Origin of the sequence: Bradyrhizobium ottawaense, assembly GCF_900099825.1 — a bacterium.
Taxonomy (GTDB): domain Bacteria; phylum Pseudomonadota; class Alphaproteobacteria; order Rhizobiales; family Xanthobacteraceae; genus Bradyrhizobium; species Bradyrhizobium ottawaense_A.
Genome location: NZ_LT629693.1, coordinates 1,728,174 through 1,752,252, shown reverse-complemented (window position 1 = coordinate 1,752,252; position 24,079 = coordinate 1,728,174). Strand labels below are relative to the sequence as shown.

The 24,079-nt window shown below is 59.3% G+C and carries 22 protein-coding genes; 11 read left to right on the top strand and 11 right to left on the bottom strand.

Going from position 1 to position 24,079, the window contains the following annotated elements; translation table 11 throughout:
- Positions 1-57: 57 nt before the first annotated feature.
- From BLR13_RS42215 to BLR13_RS08155, 11 genes are all read right to left on the bottom strand, one after another.
- Positions 58-225 carry an acyl-CoA dehydrogenase family protein gene (locus BLR13_RS42215; RefSeq protein ID WP_283806843.1) on the bottom strand — a complete coding sequence of 56 codons (168 nt, stop codon included), beginning with the start codon at positions 223-225 and terminating at the stop codon, positions 58-60.
- A complete protein-coding gene (locus tag BLR13_RS42210; protein WP_074825622.1) occupies positions 209-424 on the bottom strand; it encodes an acyl-CoA dehydrogenase family protein in 216 nt (71 codons plus the stop codon). The genes BLR13_RS42215 and BLR13_RS42210 overlap by 17 nt, the downstream gene beginning before the upstream one ends.
- A 78-nt stretch (positions 425-502) precedes the next feature.
- A complete protein-coding gene (locus tag BLR13_RS41625) occupies positions 503-829 on the bottom strand; it encodes an acyl-CoA dehydrogenase family protein (protein ID WP_074825625.1) in 327 nt (108 codons plus the stop codon).
- A gap of 1,244 nt (positions 830-2,073) precedes the next feature.
- Entirely contained in the window at positions 2,074-2,268 is a 195-nt protein-coding gene (locus BLR13_RS08195; RefSeq protein ID WP_074825632.1) for a hypothetical protein, read from the bottom strand.
- 169 nt (positions 2,269-2,437) lie between these two features.
- The gene (locus BLR13_RS08190) at positions 2,438-3,181 is read right to left on the bottom strand and encodes a DUF4239 domain-containing protein (RefSeq protein WP_074825634.1); all 744 of its coding nucleotides are present in this window, start codon (positions 3,179-3,181) and stop codon (positions 2,438-2,440) included.
- A gap of 410 nt (positions 3,182-3,591) precedes the next feature.
- Positions 3,592-4,956 (bottom strand): TAXI family TRAP transporter solute-binding subunit, encoded by a 1,365-nt coding sequence (locus BLR13_RS08180; RefSeq protein WP_074825636.1) that lies wholly within the window; start codon positions 4,954-4,956, stop codon positions 3,592-3,594.
- A 152-nt stretch (positions 4,957-5,108) separates the two neighbouring features.
- On the bottom strand, positions 5,109-5,381 hold the full coding sequence (locus BLR13_RS08175) for a hypothetical protein (RefSeq protein WP_143039777.1): 273 nt from the start codon (positions 5,379-5,381) through the stop codon (positions 5,109-5,111).
- A 631-nt stretch (positions 5,382-6,012) separates the two neighbouring features.
- Positions 6,013-6,378: a response regulator transcription factor gene (locus tag BLR13_RS08170; RefSeq protein WP_079586517.1), complete on the bottom strand. Its 366-nt coding sequence runs from the start codon at positions 6,376-6,378 to the stop codon at positions 6,013-6,015.
- A gap of 255 nt (positions 6,379-6,633) precedes the next feature.
- Positions 6,634-8,283, bottom strand: coding sequence for an efflux transporter outer membrane subunit (locus BLR13_RS08165; RefSeq protein WP_244525122.1), 1,650 nt, complete (start codon positions 8,281-8,283; stop codon positions 6,634-6,636).
- Between the two features lie 70 nt (positions 8,284-8,353).
- Complete coding sequence (locus BLR13_RS08160; RefSeq protein WP_074825639.1) at positions 8,354-9,535, bottom strand: HlyD family secretion protein; 1,182 nt, start codon at positions 9,533-9,535, stop codon at positions 8,354-8,356.
- Positions 9,532-9,873 carry a DUF3302 domain-containing protein gene (locus tag BLR13_RS08155; RefSeq protein ID WP_074825641.1) on the bottom strand — a complete coding sequence of 114 codons (342 nt, stop codon included), beginning with the start codon at positions 9,871-9,873 and terminating at the stop codon, positions 9,532-9,534. The genes BLR13_RS08160 and BLR13_RS08155 overlap by 4 nt, the downstream gene beginning before the upstream one ends.
- Positions 9,874-10,243: 370 nt before the next feature.
- Here BLR13_RS08155 and BLR13_RS08150 point away from each other — a divergent pair, with 370 nt between their 5' ends.
- The 11 genes from BLR13_RS08150 to BLR13_RS08100 all read left to right on the top strand — a co-directional run bounded on the left by BLR13_RS08150 (position 10,244) and on the right by BLR13_RS08100 (position 23,704).
- Positions 10,244-10,900 carry a hypothetical protein gene (locus tag BLR13_RS08150; protein WP_171944985.1) on the top strand — a complete coding sequence of 219 codons (657 nt, stop codon included), beginning with the start codon at positions 10,244-10,246 and terminating at the stop codon, positions 10,898-10,900.
- A 244-nt stretch (positions 10,901-11,144) separates the two neighbouring features.
- Positions 11,145-11,510 carry a response regulator transcription factor gene (locus BLR13_RS08145; RefSeq protein ID WP_074831774.1) on the top strand — a complete coding sequence of 122 codons (366 nt, stop codon included), beginning with the start codon at positions 11,145-11,147 and terminating at the stop codon, positions 11,508-11,510.
- Between the two features lie 205 nt (positions 11,511-11,715).
- Entirely contained in the window at positions 11,716-13,557 is a 1,842-nt protein-coding gene (locus BLR13_RS08140) for a sensor histidine kinase (protein ID WP_171944986.1), read from the top strand.
- Positions 13,558-14,101: 544 nt separating this feature from the next.
- On the top strand, positions 14,102-15,076 hold the full coding sequence (locus BLR13_RS08135; protein WP_074825649.1) for a formylglycine-generating enzyme family protein: 975 nt from the start codon (positions 14,102-14,104) through the stop codon (positions 15,074-15,076).
- Positions 15,073-16,782: an arylsulfatase gene (locus BLR13_RS08130; protein WP_244525121.1), complete on the top strand. Its 1,710-nt coding sequence runs from the start codon at positions 15,073-15,075 to the stop codon at positions 16,780-16,782. The genes BLR13_RS08135 and BLR13_RS08130 overlap by 4 nt, the downstream gene beginning before the upstream one ends.
- A 165-nt stretch (positions 16,783-16,947) precedes the next feature.
- The gene (locus tag BLR13_RS08125; protein ID WP_079586520.1) at positions 16,948-19,395 is read left to right on the top strand and encodes an arylsulfatase; all 2,448 of its coding nucleotides are present in this window, start codon (positions 16,948-16,950) and stop codon (positions 19,393-19,395) included.
- A 103-nt stretch (positions 19,396-19,498) separates the two neighbouring features.
- Positions 19,499-19,783, top strand: a complete 285-nt coding sequence (locus tag BLR13_RS08120) for a hypothetical protein (RefSeq protein ID WP_074825653.1) — start codon at positions 19,499-19,501, stop codon at positions 19,781-19,783.
- An 84-nt stretch (positions 19,784-19,867) separates the two neighbouring features.
- On the top strand, positions 19,868-20,113 hold the full coding sequence (locus tag BLR13_RS08115) for a hypothetical protein (RefSeq protein WP_143039778.1): 246 nt from the start codon (positions 19,868-19,870) through the stop codon (positions 20,111-20,113).
- Positions 20,114-20,132: 19 nt separating this feature from the next.
- The gene (locus BLR13_RS08110) at positions 20,133-20,981 is read left to right on the top strand and encodes a hypothetical protein (protein ID WP_074825656.1); all 849 of its coding nucleotides are present in this window, start codon (positions 20,133-20,135) and stop codon (positions 20,979-20,981) included.
- Positions 20,982-21,183: 202 nt separating this feature from the next.
- Positions 21,184-22,578, top strand: a complete 1,395-nt coding sequence (locus BLR13_RS08105) for a Dyp-type peroxidase (RefSeq protein ID WP_083387628.1) — start codon at positions 21,184-21,186, stop codon at positions 22,576-22,578.
- Between the two features lie 34 nt (positions 22,579-22,612).
- The gene (locus BLR13_RS08100; RefSeq protein ID WP_074825657.1) at positions 22,613-23,704 is read left to right on the top strand and encodes a hypothetical protein; all 1,092 of its coding nucleotides are present in this window, start codon (positions 22,613-22,615) and stop codon (positions 23,702-23,704) included.
- Positions 23,705-24,079 lie beyond the last annotated feature (375 nt).

Sequence of the window (24,079 nt, the reverse complement as noted above, 5' to 3'; positions counted from 1 at the left end):
GCCGCTTCTGGGCTCAAAGCGGATCACCAGGTCGGATCCGTGGCCAGGCAAAAACCGCTATGCGCCGCTCTTCATTAATTCTCGAGCAATGATGGTGCGCTGGATCTGATTAGTACCCTCATAGATTTGGGTGATCTCAGCGTCGCGATAGAGGCGCTCTACCTCGAAGCCCTGGATGTAGCCGGAGCCGCCGAAAATCTGGACTGCGTTAGCGGGTCTGTGCAACGGCCATGTCGATGGCGAAGCACTTCGCCATCGAGGCAGCCGCGGTTGCGGGGATGCCTCGGTCGATCATCAGCGCGGCGCGCTCGACGAGGGCGCGGGCGGCGGCAATATCTTTGGCCATGTCGGCCATCATCCATTGCAGGCCCTGGTTCTCCAGGATCGGTTTTCCGAACTGACGCCGTTCGCGGGCGTAACCCAACGCGGATTCGAGCCCCCGCTTGGACGATGCCGACAGACGGTGAACCGATGCCGACGCGGCCCTTTTCGAGCACGCTCATCATAATGTCGAAGCCGCGCCCCTTGGGGCCGAGCAGCGCCTGACGTGGCACTTTAGCATCGCAAAGTTCAGCGCACCTACTTGGCTCGCGGTCTGATCGGTCGAAGCCAGAACAAAACCAAGATCGGCAACCGGCGCATTGTGGATCCACGGCTTCCCACCGGTGATGATATAACCATCGGCAGTCTCCCGCGCTGTGGTCCGGACATTGGAGAGGTCAGAGCCGGCCTCGGCCTCGGTCAGGCAGTAGGCGATCCGGGTTTTCGCGGCCAGGACGTCAGGCGGATGCCGCAAACGCTGCTTCTGGGTCCCGTAGTGCGCCAGCAAGGGCCAATCAGCTCGACGACGCCGCACTGGTCGGCAACCGAGGCATAGCCGCGTGACAGGCGCAGCAGGTCCCGACCCCACGATCGCCACCCTGGTTCTCGGCCCGGCCCCCGGCACCGCTATGACCAAGGAGTACCGCGAATTTTTACTCACTGACTGATTTCGCATAGTCGATGCTACGAAGACTTCTGCAATATCCGTCAAGCCTGATCAGTACCATGTGCGAAAACGGAGAAGATGATGTCACTGATTAATCGTGTCATGGCTTTAAGTCTCACCGTAATTCTCGGTCTCGTCACCTTTGGTGGCGGTCGGAGTGAAGCGTACTATAGAGCTGGTGCTGCGGGATGTGGGCCAAGGGGTTGTGCAGCGGCTGGCTGCGGGCCGCGGGGATGCGCGGCTGTTGGAGCAGGCAGGTATGGATACCGCAGAGGAGGTGTTGCAGTGCGTCGATATTGACAGGCGCGCTGTTGGGCTATCGATCAAGCGAGGCACGGCCGCGTATAACGTTCCCAGCTTGGCTCGCGAAGTCGTAGAGACGGCGCCGGCCCACGTGATCGAACCCGTCAGTGTTCGTCTCTACGGCGCGACGTCGCCGCGCCAGAAACAGGAGCACCTATATGAACTCCCAAGAGGAATTGACAAGTTGCCTGCTGCAGTTGACAGACGTTCTCGCGCGTCGGCTTTCAATCGTGCGGGATAGCAACGAGCCGTGCGTCGCCAGCGCACAGAAGCGCCATGTTGAGCGCGATGAGGATCGAATAACGGCGTTGATCCCCGGCCCAGCGTGCTCCGGTGTTCGCCGTTGGTTGCGATGACGGTACAAGTGCAAGGCCAACATTGGACCGGGCCCGACTGGCTTGCCCGTCAATAGTCGCAAAGACCCGATCTGCCTTAGTCCGCATCTTTATTGCGCGCGCAACTTTGATCGATCTCTTCAACAAGATCTAGCAATGTCGGCGGGGCGGGCCCGATATGACAAACTCGCAGCCTACTAACATCAAGCCCGCATCAATCCGAATTTGTGCGGCGGCGGACCAACGGGAAGCGGCGCATTTGCTCCGATTTGATTGCCGTCAGGAACGGGTGCCGCAGCGTTAACGCTGGCCTGGTACCAGGGATTTGGATAGGCATTCGGACAATGACTAAGACTTACCGTCCGCCTTTGGTTCCCTTGGCTGCCGTGACGCCACCTGTTGCTGGCTTCTCGGAGTTGGACCCATCGTAGCTTCGAGTGGTGCGGCTCACCGATTTGGCGGACGTTCCGGACCGGGGTTTTGAATCTTCCAGCCGCGGTGAAGGCGGACCAAGTGCCGAAATTTGATATTTCGCGGGGTTGCAAACTCGATGTTGCCGGCACCACCGGTCTCGCTGACGGTCAGCCCGTAAAAAGCTGCGTGAATGATGAGCAAGAAGCGCACGAGCAACTCGAAAGCCAATGGTCTACATTCTCCGCCGCAAACAGAGCACGGTGTAGCAGCATGGAGGCCATTGGTGGCACACCAAGCTGCGCCAATTAGTCTGCTGACGTGCCTCCACATGGATCAGATGGCGAAATGACGGCTCGCTCGCGGTTGCCTCGTCGATCGGGTCCTTTCGCAAGATAGCTCAGAGCGGCGTGAGGACGTTGCGCAGTGGCGCGCTGGAAATTTGCATCAGGCCGGAAAACGGCTGACCTAGCTCCAGCACTAGGTAGATCGCCCCGGCGGCCGACAGTGCAAAAACGAACAGCGAGCCGAAAACGGTTGCGCTGGGTTTGGCAAACAGGCCGAAGCTCCCAAAGATGATGGTGAGCCAGAAAATCAGCACCACCAGGAACGGCATAGGGATTGAGTTGTTCCGCTGCGCGAACAGCAGCAGGCGGGTTTGCGCAATGTCAGTGGCGATCTGTATGGCCCGGGCTTGCAGCGAGCGCTGGGAATCGTTCTGCGGCGAAAGCTGCTGAAGCTTCGCAAAGAATGCGTCGCTTGCGGTGCTCGCCTCGAAGGGGTTCGCCTTGGCAACCTCGGAACTTTTCTCGCGCCACATTCGATCGGCTAAAACAACGGTGCCGCGCCGTAACAGATTACGTACGTCGTTCGTCTCCGGTCCGTACTGCGCCAGCAGATTGTCGAGCAGGACAACATTACTCGTCATCTGCGTGACTTGAGTGCTCTGCGTGTCGTAGGAGCCCTTCGCCGAGGCGATCAGCAGGCCAAGAACAAGCGCGGCTATCGTCCCGATGAGGCCCGTGCCCAGCCTGACCACATCCTTGTCATCTGTGCTCAGGTGATGCCCAGGAAGGAACATGCCGACCAGGGCGCCGCCTGAGATGCATACAAACGTGATGCACGATAACGCGATTGCATTCATGATTCACCAGTGTCGCGAGGCAGTGGCCGCCTCTCTGTTGGTCGTCCAGTTTAGCAACAGAGCGACGAGCTTGATAGGCCGCAGCTTCAAGCTCGTTCGCCTGAGCGCAAGCTCGGTCTCTGCCGCGTATCGTTGACGGGGCATCCTGACGCGTCGTGGCCTGTCAGTACACCCTGCGCCGAACAACGGGCGCCCGCGGCGCGACAACTGCACCGGCAGGACGGACAACCGGCGCTGTCACCACGGGCGCCGTCGTCACGACGGCAGCCCCGCCGGCGGCGACGCAGCCTGCGCGAACCACCCCACGAGCGCAAACGACGGCCCCCGCTTCCATCGTGCTAAGGGCGATGAGGCTTCCTGCCAGCAATACGGGAATCATCAGATGTTTCATGACAGCTCTCCTTGGGTGGTTATTCTGTGGTTCCGGCAATCGCGGTGCCGCGGTGTGTCGCGTAGGCCGCGGAGGCAACTGCGGGTCCCTTAGCGATTAATGTGCGTCGGTCGTGAATCAAGCTCTCCAACCGGTGGGCTGCCACATTCAGTGTGGCATCATCCACCGCGCTCTCGTCTCCGGCAGCGGATTTGGCACGTTCCGCCTTTAGAATGCCGTCGATTTCTTCTTCGATATCCGACAGCTCGGCCTCTGCTTCGACTTTCCGGATCCGGCGCGCCAGGGCATAGAGAGAATCCAGGGGGCCTTCGGTCGCGCGGTTGCCGATGCCCAGGAATTTCCACGCCGCGGCAAGCATGGTGGCAGCGCCACCTAGCACCATCGGCGTCAAATAGATCCAGTTGCCGTATTCATCCATGAAGCTCTGCGTGGTGCTGTTGTAGACGGCTGCCGCCCCAGGGTGCAGCGGAAGGTAGGCATCCTGGTCGGTGCTTGGCGCGGTGATCTGCGCGAAAATCGGTTGCTCGCGCAGAAGATCCCTGCGCACGCTCATAATCGCCTGCGTGAGGCGGGTTACAAGATCAGTGCCGAGCTTCTTGTGCGCAACCAGGTATAGCGAGGTCCTCAAGGTTGTCAGGTCGTCTTCCGGGACCGGCGGCGCCCCCCGCAGCGTGCCCTTGGGGACGTCGAAACTTTCAAAGGCGCGTTCATTCTCTGCAATTGCTCCCGCAGACTCGATTGGGATCAGTACCGGCGCCTTTTTGTGATCCAACTGAAAAAATCCGCGAACGAGCGCGAGGTATTTTTCGGCGAGCGGGATCGCGACAAGCAGGGCACCGACCTGTTTGGACAGAATGGCTTGCCGGACATCCGTCAAGGCAAGGTTCGTGAACGCAACTTTTGCGCTCGCCAGATCATATTCCCTGGTCAACACATCGACAATTTTGGCGTTCGCTGCTCCGCCCACTACGCCGACTGTATGTCCCTTCAGGCCGTCGATGCTGTCGATGGATGATCCCGGCGGCGCGATGATCAGTACGACAACATGGCTGACAACGACGACGGCTTGCGCCTGCGACAAGTCGCCGACATCGCCGCGAACCACGGCAAGATCGACTTTTCCCGAGGAGAATGCGTTAGCGGCCTCAAGTGCTGTGCCGCTGTCGATAACCTTGAGCCGTACCGGCGCGTTCGTTGAAACGAGCTCGCTTGCTATCGCCGACATTGCCTTGGCGGCCTCGCCGTCGGTCGAGCCGACCGCCACGGTCAGCGTTGCCGGGCGAGTGTAGTACCGATAGGCAAGGAGACCTGCGCCTGCCGCAAAAACGGCGACGCCGACAAGCAGGAAAAAACGCAGCCAAATCGGCAATTTCGTCGATGTCATGCTCGTCCCTCCCAACGCGCTGCCGATTGCCTGCCGCCGCAGGCGTTAGTTGCAATGCATGCAACCGTAAAATACTGAAGGCCACGCCGGCCTACTATGCGAAAACCGGCAGGTGGAGAGAAAAGCGAGTTGAGAGCGACGTGGTGAACGCCTCACGAGGCAAAATTAGGATTATGGCGGCATAAACCTGCTTCGTCGCAAAGAAATAGCTCATACAAACTATCCTCGCCGATGGCCCGGCCGACCTCTTTCAGTGCAAAGAACGGAATCAAAACGACGAACATCATAAGCCCCACAACAAAGATGCTCTTCAAGCTTCCTTCGCCTATGTCGGGAATGCTTGCCGCGGCCGTCTTGCCATCCGTCGGTATCGGCGCCGGCCCGTTGGCGATAAGCCTCGCGCACATCCGGATCGTCGGCGTCAAACGAGCGGCCGCCCCAGCCAGGATTGTCAGCACCCTGGATACAAAATGGGTATCGGCCGGTGGCTGTCTGGGTTGAGGACGGGCCGCTATCAGCAAAGCCAGAAACTGAAATCAGGTCATTTGTCAGCCTTACGCCTGGAGAGCCGCTCAGCTTGGCCCCAGCTCACTGTCCTTCGTTTCGAATCGACACTGGAGTCCGGTACGGTCGCACCGGTCATAATGCTGATGAGGCCGGGCCCTTGTTCATGGCCCCTGACGACGCTACCAGGAATGGATGCAACGGCCCCTGTTCCACCTGACGTACCTTGGGCCGCGGCAGGCTGTGTCAACGCCAGCAGCGAAGCGGCGGCGAGTACGGAATAAGCGATATTCGATTTCATTTGGTGTCCCCTTTGAAATCGTATCGGGGGTTGAAGTTGGCTTGCCTGATTGGATCTCCGCTCGTGGGCTTTCGTCTATGCGAAATCGGCAGGTTCACTGTCTTCCACCAAGCAGCGATGGAATGTTCGGCTCTGCCCGTGTCCGGTCGTCAGAGCCAAGCGGGTTACCCGGCCCCGGCCTGTTTCGGCGCCACCCGTGGCAGGATCAGCTGAACGCTTGTCCTTTACCCACCGCGGTATCGAGGTGGAGGCTACCGCCCAAACAATTCGTGACGATAGTATGGACGATATGGGGAGACGGGCTTGGTGAGGAAGTCCTCGGCGCCGGCCTTGATCGCGCGCACGCTGGTAGGAATATCTCCATGACCTGTCATGAAGATGATCGGCCAGCCGCGCTGCAGCTTCGCGAGTTCTTCCTGGAGCTGCAAACCGCCCAAGGCCGGCATCCGAACGTCGAGCAGGATGCAGCCTGGACTAGCCTTCTCGATGTCGCACAAGAAACAGGCAGCAGACTCGTAGGCTGCAGCCTCATAGCCGGAGGCCTTCAATACGCGTGAAATCGCGGTCCGAAACGATGCGTCGTCGTCCACGATATGAATCACGGGGGCGCCGGCCATTTTCGTGCTCACCTTTGTCGAGGTGGACGCCTAAGCTTGGAAATCCCAACGCTGACCATGCAAAATAGTCCAGGCGCGCGCGATCCGTCGACGCCGGTGTTTGGCAGCCGGGCGCGATGTCGCGGCTACCGGTCAGCGGTGTAGGCGCTGATCCAGACCAGAATGGAAGAAAGGAGCCCCGATAACGCCGGCATTTTCGGCAAATGCCGTGGCATTTTTCGGACATTTCCCAGCCGAAGCGAGTCGCGGCTCATTTCACCATTCAGGCGGCCGAACAGTGGGCCCGATATCCTCAGGACCAGGCAGACCTGGGGCCAGAGGTTGCGGCTCGTTTGCGGGCGGAAGCAAGTTTCCCCAGTCCGTGCGCGCACGCATCTGTTTGAGAGTTGCGGCGGTCACGAAGTTACCATCCACTCGTATCTGCCATCCGCCGCCGAGCGCCCGAAACACCGCAGTCAGGCCCAGCGGCACACTGGCCGAGGCACCGGCCAGGCTGTTTTGCGCTTGAAGAAGGTTCTGCTCCGCTGTCAACACGGTGGTAAATGACGTAGCGCCCTGCTCGTACTGCTCCATCGCAATTCGGAGGGCACCATTTGCCGCCTGGACGCTGCGCCGCAGGAACGCAGCCTGGTTCAGCGATTGCAAATACGTCACAAGCCCGTTGTCCACTTCCTGCTGAGCGCTCAACACGGTGTTCTGATAGTCGACCAGCAATTGTTGGAGCTTGGCATCCTGCAAACGGACGTTGTTGGTGATTTGCCCGTAGTTCAGGAGATTCCATTGGAATGACGGACCGGCGGCATAGGCTACACCCTTCCAGTTGACGACCTCGCTGAGGGTATGGCCGTTGGCAGTGCTCGCCGTACCGCCAAACGTGCCCGTGATGCTGATCGCTGGATAAAGCTGCGTCAGGGCTACGCCTATCTGCGCGCTCTGTGCCAGAGCGGCAAGTTCGGCAGCGCGCACGTCTGGTCTTCGACGCAGCAGATCCGCAGGGATACCGACGACAATCGTACGAGGCGGCGATGGTATCCGTCCCGCCGACCGCGACAGCAACATCCCGAGCGACTGCGGTGGGACACCAAGCAGCACACAGAGCGCATTTTCTCCTTGCTGTAACTGAATCGTTAACTGGGGTATCGCCGCCCTGGTCTGTTCGAGGACGTTTGTGGCCTGGAAAACGTCGAGCTCCGAGGTACCGCCGCCCTGAAATTTTGCTTTTGCGATGCTGAGCGCTTGCTCCTGCCGTCGAACGTTGTCCCGCGCAATGGCGATCAGCTGCTCTATCGTGCGGATGCCAATATAGGTCGCGGTGACATCACCCAGAAGTGACACCAAAACGCCATCGTAGGACGCGATTGACCCCAGGTAAACGGCGTCGGCGGATTCTACCCCTCGGCGAAACTTGCCCCAAAAGTCGAGTTCCCAAGCCGCTTGCGCCGCAAGGGCATCGGTCCAGAAATATGAAGGTGTCGCATTTGGGCCCGACAGCGGCGTGGCGGCGCTGGTCCTGTTATAGATTACCGAGCCCGTACCTTGCTGCACCTGCGGATAGGTTATGCCAATGGCTATTCCCAACACCGCACGTGCCTGCAACACACGCGTCCCCGCGCTTAGCAATGTCAGATTCTGAGTATACGCAATTTCGATCAGCCTATTGAGCGTCGGATCCCGGAAGCCTTCCCACCATTTTTGGTACTCAAGGGTGCCAGACCTGACCGAGCGATTGTTTACGCCACGAAATTTGTCGGCGAGCTGGGCAACAGGTGCCGTGAAATCCGGCCCAACGGTACAAGCTGCCGTGGGCAGAAGAAATGCCGCCGCAAGTATCCAATGAATTATGCCGCCCGGAGCACCGGCTGAATTGCACCGGCGACCAAACCGCGCTTGATACTGCGTAACCACTATTCCGTCCCCCATCCACGCAAGCGAATTGGAGCCTAACTCGTGTGTCGCGTTGTTCCCATATTGCTCCCTACGATGACGGTTTGTCCACCGAGGGCATAACATACAACAGCCACTTCTTCATCCGGATCGCGACCTTCGAGATGACGTGCGTGGCCTTGCCCTTGTTCGTGTAAATCGTCGCCGATCCACCTGACCCGAGAGACAGCTTGCGGGCCACAGCGTTGTCGGTGAAATTGATCCGCACTGCGTAAAGCCCATCAGATCCGATCCGGGCCGCATTGGGGATGGTGCCGCTGGTCGTGAACTGACCGCCTCCCGAGGCCGGAATCACGTAGTCCACTTTTCCAAGGAACAGACGTCCGGGATATGGGTTGAGCACCATCTCCACGTCATTGCCTGGTTCGACGTTCGAGAGGAAATTTTGCGGGAATACCGCGGCGACGGCGGTGTCGGACACATTGACGAACGTTCCGGCTGCGGCCAGTGGCGCGGGCACCAGCATGGTTCCGATCTGCACCTGCCAGTTGACTACGTAGCCCTCGCCGGGCGCCAGCATCTTGCACTGGGCGAGGTTGAACCGCGCGTCATCCAATTGAGCTTCGACGGCAGGAACATTGCTTTGGGTTACTTGCAAAGCGGCGGCTGCCTGTTGCGCAGAAGCCTGCGCCTGCGCGACGCCAGCATTAGCCTGTTGGACGGCGGCGTCGGCCTCCTGGCGTTCTTGCGTCGCTTTGGCCACGTTGAGCTGGCTGATCGCGGCCTTGTCCGCGCGCTGGATGTTAAGGGCAATCTGCTCCTGGGTTTTGGCCAACTCGTCTGCCGCCTTCGCCTTTTCGAGATTGGCTTGCGCATTTGGCACGGCCGCATTTGCCGTTGCTACCGCCGCTTCGGCTTGCTTGACGTTTGCCTTCGCCGTAGCCAGCTGCGCCTCGACCTGCCTCACCGTGTATTCGTACGGAGCCGGGTCAATCTCCAGGAGCAGGTCACCTTTCTTCAAGGGCTGATTCGCCTGGGCATGAATTGTCTTGACCTGCCCCTTCACATAAGGAACGAGTTGTACCACGTACTGGCTGGTCACCATCTTGTCCGTGATCGGCGCGGCTTGGGTCCAGACCACCACAACGCCCCCGATCATGAACACGCCGACGACAATCATGGACGCGATCAGATAGGCCGTGGGCTTGATGCGCAGGACCTTGAACAGCACGAGCACGACGGCAACGTAGACAATGACCAAGAATGCGATCATGACCGGATTTCCTTGTCGCTGGAAGCTTGGCGTGGTGCGCTCCCGCGTATTGCAGTTGCGTCGGGTTCAACCGGGCCTTGCCGATCGTCCTTGATTGCGGATTTGGCGCCGAACGGGCTCGTGAATGCCCAAATAAATGCGATCGGCCAGAGCAGACCACCCGTCGCGATCCCGACCCAGCTCATGGCATTGATGGCGGCGGCTTGCGGATGATCCCATTTACGCGCGAGCTGGCCTGGCAGCTTCCCCAAACTAACGGCGATGATCACTCCAACAAAAATCAGAACCGCGAATACGACAAAGGCGAATGCGTCCAACACGCCGAATGAGGAATCCACTGCCGGCACTCCCTAAGGTTTACAAATGAAGCGGGACGCTCTGCAATAGTTAACCTAGGTATTTGCTGTTCAAGCAAATGTGCCGAATGCCTGTTCGTAGTGCGAGCCGTACGCGACAATCTACAGGCACAGGATAACAAGCACGGCAGGGCCCCGTCGTTTCGTCGATGCCAAACGTCCATTTGGAAGACTTTGTCCGCCCGCGCTATGCAAAATCGGCGCGTCGAAGGTCTCTTATCTCTGAGCCTTTCTTAAATTTTGCTCGCTGCTCGTTTTTGCATAGTCGACGCTGCGGGGCTTTCCCATAAGTTGGATGGGCGTGACCTTCCGCGAGAAACGTGCACCCGAATTTCCAACAGGAGAGGCCGACATGAAGCGCGCAAGACTGGTTCAGATCGCAGGGCTGCTGGCCGTAACGGCGATGCTGGGCGGGGCGGGAACAGCCATCGCACAAACCGCTCCGCCGGCCATGAAGACGATCGGGGCTCCCACGGCCGCCGCCAAGCCTGACATCGTGCCCTCGCTGTTCGTGCTCAATTCGCGCGGGGCGACGCTGCAGGGCGATACCCTGACTTTGGCAGGCGTAACGCCGAACTCCATCATATTTGCCGATCGTCCGGTCAGGTCCGCAGGCCACCAGCCCACCGCAGACGTGATCGCGGAATGGGGATCGGGCGAGGACAGCTTTACCAAGAATCCGCCGAACGCCACCGTGTCCGTCCTGAACAAGGATGGTTCGGTGAAAGACGCCGTGGTGGTGCTGAAGAACCCGAAGCTCGAGGGCGACAAGCTGACCTTCGCTGTCCAGACCCTGGAAGGCGATCTCACCGGCGCCGACGGCGCGGCGGCCGTCTTCATCGACATTATCGGGCGGCCGTTCACGCCGATGTCGTTTGCAGGCGTCGCGCGGCGCTCGGCGTTTCGCGGCGCGATGTATGCCGGCGCGGCCGGAGCTGTGGCGTATGGAGCATATGGCGCCTACGGCCGCCCGGCTTGCGGCTATTACCCCTATCCACCTTGCTACTGAGACGAATGAGACGGGAAGGCGCGCGCTTTCCCGGATTGCAGGTGACAACTCTATCGCGTTGCTGAGCAAGAGGAACTGAGGTGTCGGCGCTTAGGCGCCGACATTCTCAACTCTTGGCCAAGCCAGGAATTGATGGAGGCAACACGGAGTGGACCTTTGGCGAAGTCGTTCTAGTGGAGTGTGCTCAAGAATCAAAAATGATCGTTTGCCATTGCTCAAGAACATCTTCAGCCGGTCCACCCGGATGGGCAATCGCATGCGCACCATAGCTATCATTGACGACAATCCGAGCATGCTAAAAGGTCTTGATCGCCTCCTGTCAGCACATGGCTTCCACGTCCGGACGTTTACTTCGGCAGAATTATTTCTCGAAAACCTCCCAGCGTGCGAGGTGGATTGCCTTCTTCTGGATATTCACCTCGGTGGGATCTCAGGCATCGATCTGCAACGGCGGCTGACGTCATCAGGCACCGATCTGCCGGTTATTTTCATGACGGCGATCGATAATGAAGCCACCCGTCAGGAGGCATTTGATGCCGGTTGCGTTGCGTATCTTCGAAAGCCGTTTTTGGCAAATCTGCTTATCGACGCAATCAATAAGGTCCCGTGAGAGCCTTGTGACCAGGAGCCGCCGGGGTCCGCGGTGAAGCGACTGGACTATTTCCATTGTTTCATCACGGTACACCTGCTGTGCGAGCGCATTGACCGAATTCCCGTAATTAGACCTCCCGCAATGCCAGCGTTCAGGCTACAATGGATGCAACCGGCGCGCAATGATTCAATCCCGCGAACACTCATACGGGGTTCGCCAAGATATGAGATTCCGGATCCTTCTCAGTACGGTTGTGTTGCTTCTTGCCACGACTGGTGCGGCCCTCTCCGAGCCGAAACGGGTGCTGCTTCTGCATCCCTTCGGACGCGACTTTGTGCCGTGGAGCCAGTATGGAAAGACCGTTCGCGAGGAATTGCTCCGCCAATTGCCGGAAGGTGTCGACCTCTACGAGACTTCACTCGTCTCCGCGCGTTCCGGCGACGGGGAAGAGGGGCCGTTTGCAGATTATGTGCAGGCTCTTTTTGCCAAGCGCAAGCCGGATCTGGTCGTGGCCATCAGTAGCCCGGCAATCAGTTTCATCCAGAAGCACCGAGAGCAGCTTTTTCCATCCGTCCCCGCGGTGTTCATGGGGGTGGACCAGCGCAGAATTTCGCGGATCGATCTTACAAGGCATGACGCATTGATCGCGAGCGACGTTGATTTCAACTTGATCATCGAGAACATTCTGAAGCTGCTTCCCAATGTCACGAATATTGCGATGGTACTGGGTAGTTCTCCCAATGAACGATATTGGTCGGAGCAAATGCACGCCGAGTTGAAAACGTTCGAAAACCGAGTCGCATTTACATGGTTCAACGAATTGTCGTTCGAAGAGGTGCTCCGGCGGGCCACCATGCTCCCGCCCAACACCGCCATCTTCTTCGTACTGCTGTCTGTTGATGCAGCCGGCGTCCCGCATGAAGAGGGAAAGGCGATGGCCCGTCTTCGCGCAGTTACCAACGTGCCGATCTTTGGTTATTCCGATGTGTTTTTGGGACAGGGGATCGTCGGGGGGCCGTTAATTTCTGTTTCGTCTGTCGGCCAGCAGGCTTCCGGTGCCGCCGTGCGCATATTGGGCGGGGAATCGCCGGCAAGCATCAATACGCCTGCAATCAGGCCCGGAACGCCAAAATACGACTGGCGGGAGTTGCAGCGCTGGGGCATCAGTGAAAGTCGGCTACCTGCCGGGAGCGAGATTTACTTCCGCTCCCCCAGCCCATGGGAACAGTATCGCCTCCAGATCGGCGCCGGTATCGCCGCCCTGCTGCTTCAGGCCGCGATAATTTCCTGGTTGCTGGTCGAGCGGCGGCGCCGCCATTTTGCTCAAACCGAAGCCCGCAACCGTCGCCGCGAGGTCGTCCGTTTGAACCGGGTGACGACGGCAAATGTGCTGTCGTCGTCCATCGCGCATGAACTCAACCAGCCGTTGGGAGCCATCCTGAGCAACACCGAAGCCGCGCAAGTGCTGCTAAAGGCTGATCCACCTGACCTTGGGCAAATTGGCGAAATCCTTTCCGATATTGTCAGGGACGAGCAGCGCGCGAGCGAGATCATCCTCGGCTTGCGGAACATGTTGAACAATCGAACCGAGGCCGATCTGCGGTTGGTCGATCTGAATGACGCGGTGCGGGCCGCGGTCAAGATTGTTGCTCTTGAGATGGAAAGGCGCGGAGTTGTGTTGCGTACCTTGCTTTCCGCCGAAACCCTGACGGTGCGATGCGATCCGATTCATTTGCAGCAGGTGCTCATGAACCTCGTCATGAACGGCATGGACGCCATGGACGGCGAGCCGAGACCGCATAATCTGACGATCAGGACCCGCCGGAATGCGGAGTCCGACGTCGTCGAAGTGCGCATCTCGGACTCCGGCAAGGGCATTCCCAAGGGTGATCTGACCGGCATCTTCGATGCGTTCGTCACGACGAAACCGCAAGGCACGGGCCTGGGGCTTCCGATCGCGCGGACGATACTCGAACGCTACGGCGGTGACATTTGGGCCGAGAATCGCCAGCGCGGTGCGGTGTTTTCGTTCAGGCTTCCATTAACTAGAATGCAAGCCGAGTAGGCAGCAGACGAATATCGTCCGTTCAAAGAATATACATTCGCTTGGCTGCAGTAAGTGCGCGATTGCAGCCGGCGCGATCACCCCTCGCATCCAGCCGTTTGGCGCGGGCCATTGTCGCTGAGAATTTTGCCTGCAGGCGCTCCTGGGCCCGTTTCAAAGATTCCGGTGTTGGCTGCCGATCGAGTTGAGCGCCAACCGACTGTGGGGCCGTCAATCCCGCGCTTGGATTTCCCGCGGACCGGCGCATAGCTGCTTCAAATTGGGCAATGTCTTCGCTGCAAGGACCGGCTTGAGCAACCGTAGCGTACAGGCAGAGAACCGCGCAAATGATTGGGGCCGCTGCTTCTTTCGCCCTCATAATTGCTCAATGTAGCATCGTCATCGGCCCGGCGCTATGGTCCAACTTCGCCGGTAGGGTTAGCTCGGTCGGCCATAATAAGTTCCGACAGAGCTGGCCGGCCGCAAATTGCTGTCAGATGTTCGTTTTTGCATAGTCACCCTCGGCAATTTCGGAGCATATCACATCAACAGATGGAGTGCGGCGATGCACGGCTCTGCGGCGATCGATCGTCAAAATGCTGCTGCATTTGACGGAATGTTGCGGATTCCCGGCGGCACATTCCGCATGGGATCGGACCAGCACTATTCCGAGGAAGCGCCGGTTCATCGCGTGACCGTCGATGAATTCCATATCGACCGCACACCTGTCACAAACCGGCAATTCAAGGAATTCGTCAAGGCGACCGGCCACGTCACCTTTGCCGAAATCCCGCCCGACCCGAAGGACTATCCCGGCGCGCTCCCTCACATGATCTATGCCGGCTCGCTGGTTTTCACACCGCCCGCGCGGGCTGTCGATCTCCGCGACTGGAGCCAATGGTGGCAATTCATGAAGGGCGCCGACTGGCGCCATCCTTACGGCCCCAAGAGCAACATCAATACGCTCGACAATCATCCTGTCGTGCACGTCGCCTATTCCGACGCGCTCGCCTATGCGCGCTGGGCCGGCAAGGATCTTCCGACCGAAGCGGAATGGGAATTCGCCGCCCGCGGCGGGCTTGATGGTGCGGAGTTCGCCTGGGGCGACGAGTTCGTGCCCGGCGGCAACCACATGGCCAACACCTGGCAGGGCGAATTCCCGAAGCAAAATCTCTGCAGCGACGGTTTCGATCGCACCTCGCCTGTCACGGCCTTCCCGCCGAACGGCTACGGCGTCCACGACATGATCGGGAACGTCTGGGAATGGACGTCCGACTGGTATTCGCAAATACATGAAGCGGACGCGCCGAAGGCGTGCTGCATTCCGGAAAATCCACGCGGCGGACGCGAGGACGCAAGCTTCGATCCCAGCCAGCCGCAGATCCGGATTCCCCGCAAGGTGCTTAAGGGCGGCTCGCATCTCTGCGCGCCGAACTATTGCCGCCGCTACCGGCCCGCCGCACGGCACGCGGAGCCGATCGACACCTCGGCAAGCCATGTCGGCTTCAGGTGCATCACCAGGAAGAGGAGTGCGTCATGAGTGAGGACCAAAAACTTGGAAAGCCAGAGGATGGCGTCGCGCAAAATGGCGGAGGATTGAAACGCCGCGATCTCTTGTTGAGCGGCAGTTCGCTCGTCGCCGCTTCGGCGCTCTCGGCCGTCGGGCTGGCAACCACTGCGCAAGCGCAGCAACAACCGGCGGCGCCAGCGGCAGCCGGACAACGTCCGAACATCGTCGTCATCATGGGTGACGATATTGGCATGTGGAATATCGGCGCCTACCACCGCGGCATGATGGCTGGCCGGACGCCGAACCTCGACAAGCTTGCCGCCGAAGGCATGCTGTTCACCGATTACTACGCGGAGGCGAGTTGTACGGCGGGCCGCGCCAACTTCATCACCGGTGAGCTTCCGATCCGCACCGGCATGACCACGGTCGGCCAGGCCGGTGCGCCCACAGGGATACCCGCGCAGGCAGTTACCATTGCTACCGCGCTTAAAGGAATGGGCTACGCCACCGGTCAGTTCGGCAAAAACCACCTTGGCGATAAAAACGAATTTCTGCCGACGGTGCACGGCTTCGACGAGTTTTTCGGATACCTCTACCACCTTGACGCGATGGAAGATCCAGCGCATCCCGCCTATCCTCAGGAGTTGCTCAACACCGTCGGTCCGCGCAACATGGTCCATTCGTATGCGACCAATGTCGACGATGCCACCGTGGATCCGCGCTGGGGCAAGGTCGGCAAGCAGCGGATCGAGGACGCTGGAACGCTCTATCCCAAGCGGATGGAAACCGTGGACGACGAAATCCGCGACTTTGCGCTCAAGTTCATCGACAAGGCCAAGGCCGACAACAAGCCATTCTTCCTGTGGCTCAATCCTACCCGCATGCACATCGTCACACACCTGTCGCCGAAGTACGAAGCGTTACGCAACTCCAAGAACGGCTGGTCAATTCATGAAGCCGGCATGGCGCAGCTCGACGATGACATCGGCATCGTGATGCAGAAACTCAAGGACATGGGCGTCGACGACAACACCATTGTCGTCTTCACCACCGACAACGGCACTGAAGTTTTCACCTGGCCTGATGGCGGGCAGACGCCGTTCGCGCAGAGCAAGGGCACGGTATTCGAGGGCGGTTTCCGTGTGCCCTGCATGGTCCGATGGCCGGGCAAAGTGCCGGCCGGCAAGGTCGAAAACGGCATCATCTCCGGGCTGGACTGGTTCCCGACGTTCCTTGCCGCGGCCGGCAATCCGAACATCGTCGAAGAATTGAAGAAGGGCAAGCAGATCGGCGACACTAGCTACAAGTGTCATCTGGACGGTTATAACCAGATGGACATGATCACCGGCAAGGGGCCGTCGAACCGGCACGAGATCTGGTATTTCGGCGAAAGCGAACTGGGCGCCGTGCGCATCGACGACTACAAATATCGCTTCATCGACCAGCCTGGAGGCTGGCTTGGTGACAAAACCAAGCCCGACGTGCCCTACCTGATCAACCTTCGCCTCGATCCCTTCGAGCGCACGGGCTGGCCGAATAACGGGACAAAGGACGGCGCCCAGCAATACTTCGACTGGTTCAAATTCGAATTCTGGCGCTTCGTATTTGTCCAGCAGCAGGTGGAAAAGCTGGCGATGACGGCGATCGAGTTCCCTCCGATGCAAAGGGGTGCGAGCTTCAACCTGAGTGCCGTGAAAGAGAAAATCGAGGCCGCGAGGGCGGCAATGGCTAAATAAGGATTTCCTGATCGTCATGGCGGACGGCCTTCGTGTGGGCCGTCCGTTGTCAGTGTGCGCTTGGTGACGATGAAGGAGAGATCGCCTCACGCGCAAAGCGCGCAGGGAAGAAATCAGGTCGCTCATCGCGTGGTTGCAGTTGATCGTCATCAGGGAGACGTTGCCATGAAGATCACGACGGCCCTTTCATTGGGCTTTCTTCTCGGAACAAGTTATTTGCCCGGAGTGATGGCCCAACAGATCAACGGCGTGCCCGGTTCGCCCAGCGCGACCACAACAATCGACGGCAAACAACTGCCGCCGCCACCGCCGAAATTCGGTGGAGTGATCAAGGAGACTGCCAAGGATTCCAAGTCGTGGTGGCCGCCGCGCGTGGTGCCGCCCAAGGGCGCGCCCAACGTGCTGCTGATTATGACCGACGATCAGGGTTACGGCGTGAGTGGTACCTTCGGGGGTGTGATCCCGACGCCGGCGCTGGATCGCGTCGCAAAGGCGGGGTTGCGTTATACGCAGTTCTGCTCCACCGCGCTATGCTCGCCGACCCGGGCGGCGCTGATCACCGGGCGCAACCATCACTCGGCAGGTTTTGGCGTGATCGCGGAGCTGTCGACGGGTTTTCCGGGCTACGACTCGATTATCACTCCCGACAAGGCAACCGTCGGCACGATCCTCAAAGGCAACGGCTATGCGACCTCGTGGTTCGGCAAGAACCACAACACGCCGGGCTTCCAGTACAGCGTGGCAGGCCCGTTCGATCAATGGCCGTCGGGGATGGGTTTTGAGTATTTCTATGGCTTCATGGGCGGCGAGACCGACCAATGGACGCCTTATCTTTTCCGCGATCACACCCAGATTTTCCCGTGGATCGGAAAGCCCGATTACAACCTCATCACCGACATGGCGGACGAGGCGATCGGGCATATGAGAAATCTCAACGCTGCATCGCCGGAGCAACCGTTCTTTGTCTACTACGTTCCGGGCGGCAGCCACTCGCCGCACCAGCCGAAGAAGGAATGGATCGACAAGTTCAAGGGCAAGTTCGACATGGGCTGGAATGCCATGCGCGAACAGATTTTCGCCAATCAGAAGCGGTTGGGGGTCATTCCCGCGAATACGGAGCTGACTGCGTGGCCGGACGACCTGCCGAAATGGGAAACGCTTTCGGCCGATGAAAAGAAGCTCTTTGCTCGCCAGGCCGAGGTCTACGCGGGCTACACAGCCTATACCGACTACGAGATCGGCCGCGTCATCCAGGCGGTCGAGGATATGGGCAAGCTCGACAACACGCTGATCATCTACATCGACGGCGACAATGGCACCAGCCCCGAAGGCACGCTGCTCGGCACGCCCAACCAGTACACCGCCTACAACGGCATTTTGAAGGTTCCGGTGGAAGAGCAACTCCAGTTTTACGACACCTGGGGTTCGGCGGCGACCTATCCGCACATGGCGGTCGCATGGTCGTGGGCGTTCGACACGCCGTTCAAGTGGACCAAGCAGGTGGCGTCGCACTTTGGCGGCACGCGGCAAGGCCTGGCGATCTCGTGGCCCGCCCGTATCAAGGACACCGGCGGCATCCGCAGCCAGTTCCACCACATGATCGACATCGTGCCGACGATCCTCGAAGCCACGGGTATCAAAGCGCCGCAGACGGTCAACGGCATCAAGCAAAGCCCAATCGAAGGCGTAAGCATGGCCTATACCTTCGACAAGGCGAACACCACGGCGGCCTCGGCACGCAAGACTCAATATTTTGAGATGGGCGCCAATCGCGGGATCTACAACGAAGGTTGGTACGCCAACACGACGCCGCCGCATGGGCCGTGGATCTTGAACGCGCCCTTGCCCCCCATCAACGATTACAAATGGGAGTTGTATAACCTTTCCGCCGACTACTCCCAGGCCAACGATCTCGCGGCGAAAATGCCTGACAAGCTGAAGCAAATGCAGGGGCTATTTCTGCAGGAGGCGGGCAAATACAACGTGCTTCCGCTGGACAACGCGCAGTTCGCACGGGCGATCGCGCCGCGGCCGAGTGCCACCGCGGGACAGACCGTCTTCACCTATTCGGGTGAGATGCCCGGAATTCCCGACGGAAACGCACCGCATATCCTGAACCGGTCGTTCACGATTACCGCCGAGGTCGAGGTCCCGGCAAGTGGCGACGGCATGATCGTCACCGAGGGCGGACGCTGGGGCGGCTATGGGCTGTACCTGCTCAAGGGCGTGCCCGTGTTCAACTACAACATGCTGGCGCTGTTGCAGGCCCGATGGGCAGCCGATCAGCCAATCGGTGCAGGCAAGCACACGATCGTGTTCGACTTCAAATATGATGGTCCCGGGATCGCGAAGGGCGGCACCGGCGTGCTGAAGGTCGATGGCAACGAGGTTCGCACGTTGCAGGTGCCAAAGACGATTCCGTTCTTGCTGCCGGCGGACGAGACCTTCGACGTCGGGATCGATACCCGCACCGGGGTGAACGACCTCGACTATCAGGTGCCGTTCCGCTTCAACGGCAAGATCAACAACGTGAAGTTCAACCTCGGACCGACCCAGCTCACCGCTGCGGACGAGATGAAGGTGCGAGAAGCGACCGCCCGAGCGCACGACTAGGAGCGGCCTGACAAGCAGGTGCCGGCCGGAAATGCGGCGTCACCGGGAATGCATCGGCGACTTTCAGGACGCCTGAACCATTCAGCATCATGAGGAGCGCGACATGAACAGATCAATCGGTACGGCAGTATTTGCTTCAGTCATGGTCGTCGCGGGCGCCGCGGCTGCCCAAGGCCTACTCGTGGACGCCGCGGCCGACAAGGTGATCAAGAAGTTTGAGGCGGCGACTTGCGACCAGCTCAAGGCGCAGAAGAACGAGCCGCCATCGGAGAAAGAAAAGATAGGGCTGGATTTGCTGCGCGACGATCCGAAGGCACGGGTAGCCTTCATCGACAAGATCGCGGCACCGGTTCTGAACAAGATGTTCGAATGCGACATCATTCCATGATCCTCAAGCAGATCTGACCCCGCTTAACTTGACAGGAGGCTCGACGTGAACAAATCAATATGTGCAGCCGTGCTGATTTCAGCCTTGATCGGCGCACGCGCAGCGTCGGCTCAGGGCATGCTTTTGGACTTTGCGGCGGACAAGGTGATCAAGAAGTACCAGACGGCAACCTGCGATGAACTGAAGGCGCAAAAGAAGGATCCGCGGACGGACAAGGAGAAGGAAGCCATCCAATTTCTCCGCAACGACTCGCAAGCGCGAGTTTTCTTCATCAACAAGATCGCCGCCCCCGTTCTGAACAAGATGTACGATTGCGGCATGATCCCGTGAGCAGGAGGGGAGTTTCGTCATGAGCCAGAACCACTTCACCCTCAGCTTTCCCCTGAAGTCGCCGGTTCATGCGAAGTTGCTCGCGCAACAACTTCCACCCCTGATGCCGGGGCTGTTTCGGGCGAACGACGCGATCGGCACGGTTCATTACTCACGCTTTACCGTGCTGAGCGAAAAGACCCTGCTGTTTCTTGGCGACTTCGACGGCGAGTTCGGTCAGCTCATGGCCGATCTCGCCAGGCAGGCGGGACCGGTATTCGACGCCATTTTCCAGCACGTCGAAAATCCACCGTCCAGCCCGGTCGCTGACAACGTAGATCGCTTTGTCGAATGGACAGCCTCCCAACTGATCGACGCCGTCAATCTCTACAGCGCTTATCCTTCTGTATCTACCAAGGACATCAAGGCGCTGGCTTCCGCTGCTGACGTCACGGGCGGCGGCGAATTAAATCCGTTCCTGGTAATACTGCCCATAAAATCGAAGCTTGCCTTTATCGAGGTCAAGTTGATCCTGCGCATTCGCGGCAGCGGCACGACAAAGGATCTGGACAAGGTCGGAACGCCGCATTTCGCCCAGTTCGTTCCACTGGAGGACAACCAGATCGGTTTCTTCACCGTCTACGACGGCTCGTTCGACAAATACATCGCCGACTTCACCAAGAACATAGGCGAGGTCTTCGATCTGATTTTCAAGTTCACGAAGAACCCGCCGCCGTCGCCTTGCCGAAAGCACTTGCAGGAATTCATCGACTTTGCGGCGGGCGCAAACCGCGCTCCGATCGGTTTCTATCAGGCCTATCCAGGCCTGTCGGTTCAGGACATCCATGCCCTGATCGCCGACAGCAAGCCGCAATCCGTCTCGGCCTGATCATGAAAGGCGGCGCCGAGTGAGCGAGGACAACGAGGCCGGAGCACCAGCTGGGAAGGAAAGCGGAGGCTTCTTCCGCGGTCTGTTCGGGCGCGTGAAGCACGAAGCGCCTCGAAGCGATTCCCGCTCCCGATCCGGTTCAGAGCAACTACTCGAGCTCGGTGATATTCAAGGCTTTATCCTGCGTGGTTACAAGATGCCGATGGTGCGGCATTTCCTATTGACGGTCGGCGTTCCCGCGGCGGCGCGAAAGTTGCTCGGACGGTTCGTCAGTGGCAACGAAACCGACGCGCCGCAAATCACCACCGCGGAAGATTGGCACGTCGGGTTCGAGCCGGGACCGGGCGACAATCCCGCTGACGCACCACGCCGCAAGCCCGACTATTGCCTGAACCTCGGCATCACATGGCCAGGGCTGGCCGCGTTGGAAATCAAGCAGCGCGTCCCGAGCCTCTCGTTCAAATCGTTTGGCGCATTCGTCGCCGGCGCCGCCGAACGCGCGAAACTGGTTGGCGATACCGGCGAGAACGACCCGCAGCACTGGATCGGCGGATTCGGCAAGGGAAGCGACCACGTTCTCGTGACGCTGCACGCCATGAGTCCACAGGCGATGGCAAGTTACAGCGATCGGCTGGTTGCTCTGTTTGCCGAAGGCGGCGCCTTTCGGGAGATCTGGCGCGGCGACGGGATGGCGTTGATGGAAATGAGGGACGGCGAGCCCGTTCCTACGTTCAAGGTTCACTTCGGTTACACCGACGGCATCAGCATGACCACCATTCGCGGAGGGCCGGAGCGATATCCGCCTGATCGTCAACAGCCCTGCGAACCCTGGCTGTTCGTGCTGCGGGACGAAGCCGAGAATTATTTCGTGCCGGAACCCCGTGAGTTCGGATTGAACGGCAGCTTTGCCGTCTTCAAGATGATCGAGACGGACGTCGTCAAATTCGAGAACTACCTTCAATCGAACAAGGACAAGATCGATCCCGAGCGGCTTGCCGCCAAGATCTGCGGACGCTGGCGCAACGGCGTTCCTCTCATGTTGTCACCGGAAACCGACAGCCCCCCGGGCGGGATTCCACCGGAGCAGTTGAACGACTTCGAATATGTGAACGCGGACGGTTCTGGCGATCCCAGGGGTCTGCGCTGCCCGGTCGGCGCGCACATGCGCCGCATCAATCCACGAGGCCAGCCGGTCACGGGCCAGGGTCAACCCGGCGGCAGCAACAATACCCACCGGTTGATCCGCCGCGGCCTGCCATACGGCCCAGCCTATGATCCGTCGCAACCCTACGACGGCATCGAGCGGGGACTGCTTGGCTATTTCATCAACTCCAGCATCGAGAACCAGTATGAATTCGTGCTCGGAAACTGGGTCAACGATAGTGAGTTTGCCGGGGCAGTCAGGCTTGCTCCCAAATCCAAAGACCCGTTGATCGGTACCCAAGACCCGGCGGAGAGCATTTTCGTCATTCCGCAGGCGGAGGGCGCGCCGCCAATCAAGCTCACGGGATTCTCAAGCTTCGTTGCGACGAAAGCCGCTGCGTACTGCTTTCTGCCAAGCGTCACCGCGATCAAGTTTATCGCCGGGTTGGGCTAAGGCCCATGAACCGGCATCTCGTGGGAGACTTCCAATGGTGTTCCTGACCAGGTGGTTCGGCGTGACCGAGAGCGATGCGGATCGGGACCCCGCGCGCGAAAAGGCCGACATCGAGGCGATTGTCGAGAAATCTCTCCTGATGCAGGCGAATGCCGCCGCGAAACAGCAGAGATCGCTGTGTCGCGGAACCCATGCAAAGGGTGTCTGCGCCCGAGCCCAATTCGAAGTGTTTGACGCAACTGACGGACGCGAGGCTGCGCTGGCGAGGCGGCTTGCGCAGGGAATTTTCGCAAAGCCTGGCGTTTATGCCGCGGTGGTGCGATTTGCCAACGCGGACGCCAGTGTAAACTCGGACTTCAAGCCCGACGTAAGGTCGTTGTCTTTCTCGGTCGAGCTTGCTCGGGAAGGTCCCAAAGGTCCTGACGCAAAGCCTAGTCGGCAAGATTTCTCGATGCAAAATGCAACGACCCTGCCTATCAACGACTCGCCCGCTTTTGTGGCGACCATCAGTGTGTTGACGGCCGCAAATCCAGTCCTCGGTCTGTGGTCGCTGCCGTTTCGGGACAAGCTGAGAGTGGTGAGGACGCTCGCTTTGGCGGAAATGCAGGCACGCCAGGCCATCAAGCCTTATCAGCAGTTGCGCTACTGGAGTACCGTGCCGTTTCGTCACGGACCGACCGATGTCGTGAAGTTTTCGGCCATACCCTTGCCGGACAATCCGGCGCGGCCATTGCAAAAGGGCAACCCGAAGGGCCTGCAGGACGAGTTAATCCGACACCTCAGGGACGACGGCAAGATGAGCGGGTTCGATTTTGCGGTCCAGTTTCTCGACGCCGAAGCGATGACATACTGGGGCAAACATTACGAATCCGATTTCTGGATCGAAAACGCGAGCGTCGAGTGGAACGAAGCCGAAGCGCCCTTCCACACGGTCGCGCGGCTTACCCTGTTGCCTGGTTCGCAGCTTTCGCCGGAAGCAAGCGAAGCAGTGTATTTCGACGTCACTGCAAATGCGACGCCTGACAGCACACCTGTTGGGAGCATCAACCGTGCCCGTTGGCCAGCAGAGGTTGCCAGCCGGAAAGCGCGCGCGCACACGGGCGGACAATGCTCCGCGGTCCATTGACGGGAAGCCCGGACCGCGCCGCTGTTCCCGAAACCAGTCCGTCAAATAGCCACCATCAGCGAATGTCAGTATCGGTGGTTGCGCCTCCCCGATTTGGACCTACTTCGAAAAGTTTCAGAGACATTTAGGCGGCCGATCGGATGTCTGTTTGCACAGGCTGCTGAGCGGCGTCAGTTTTCGTGCGAAAAAGCGAGGCTGTGATGTGCTGGCGATTTGGTCGATCACATTCTCTGTTCCTGCCAAGAAGTTCCCTGTTCTTCGAAATAGTTTCCCTGTTAATTTGCTTAGGGCATTGCGCGAAAAACTGAAGCGGCACAGCCATTTTTCGGCACGCAATCGTTCCGAGGAACCGCAAGATCGCGTTTTTCCCTGAAA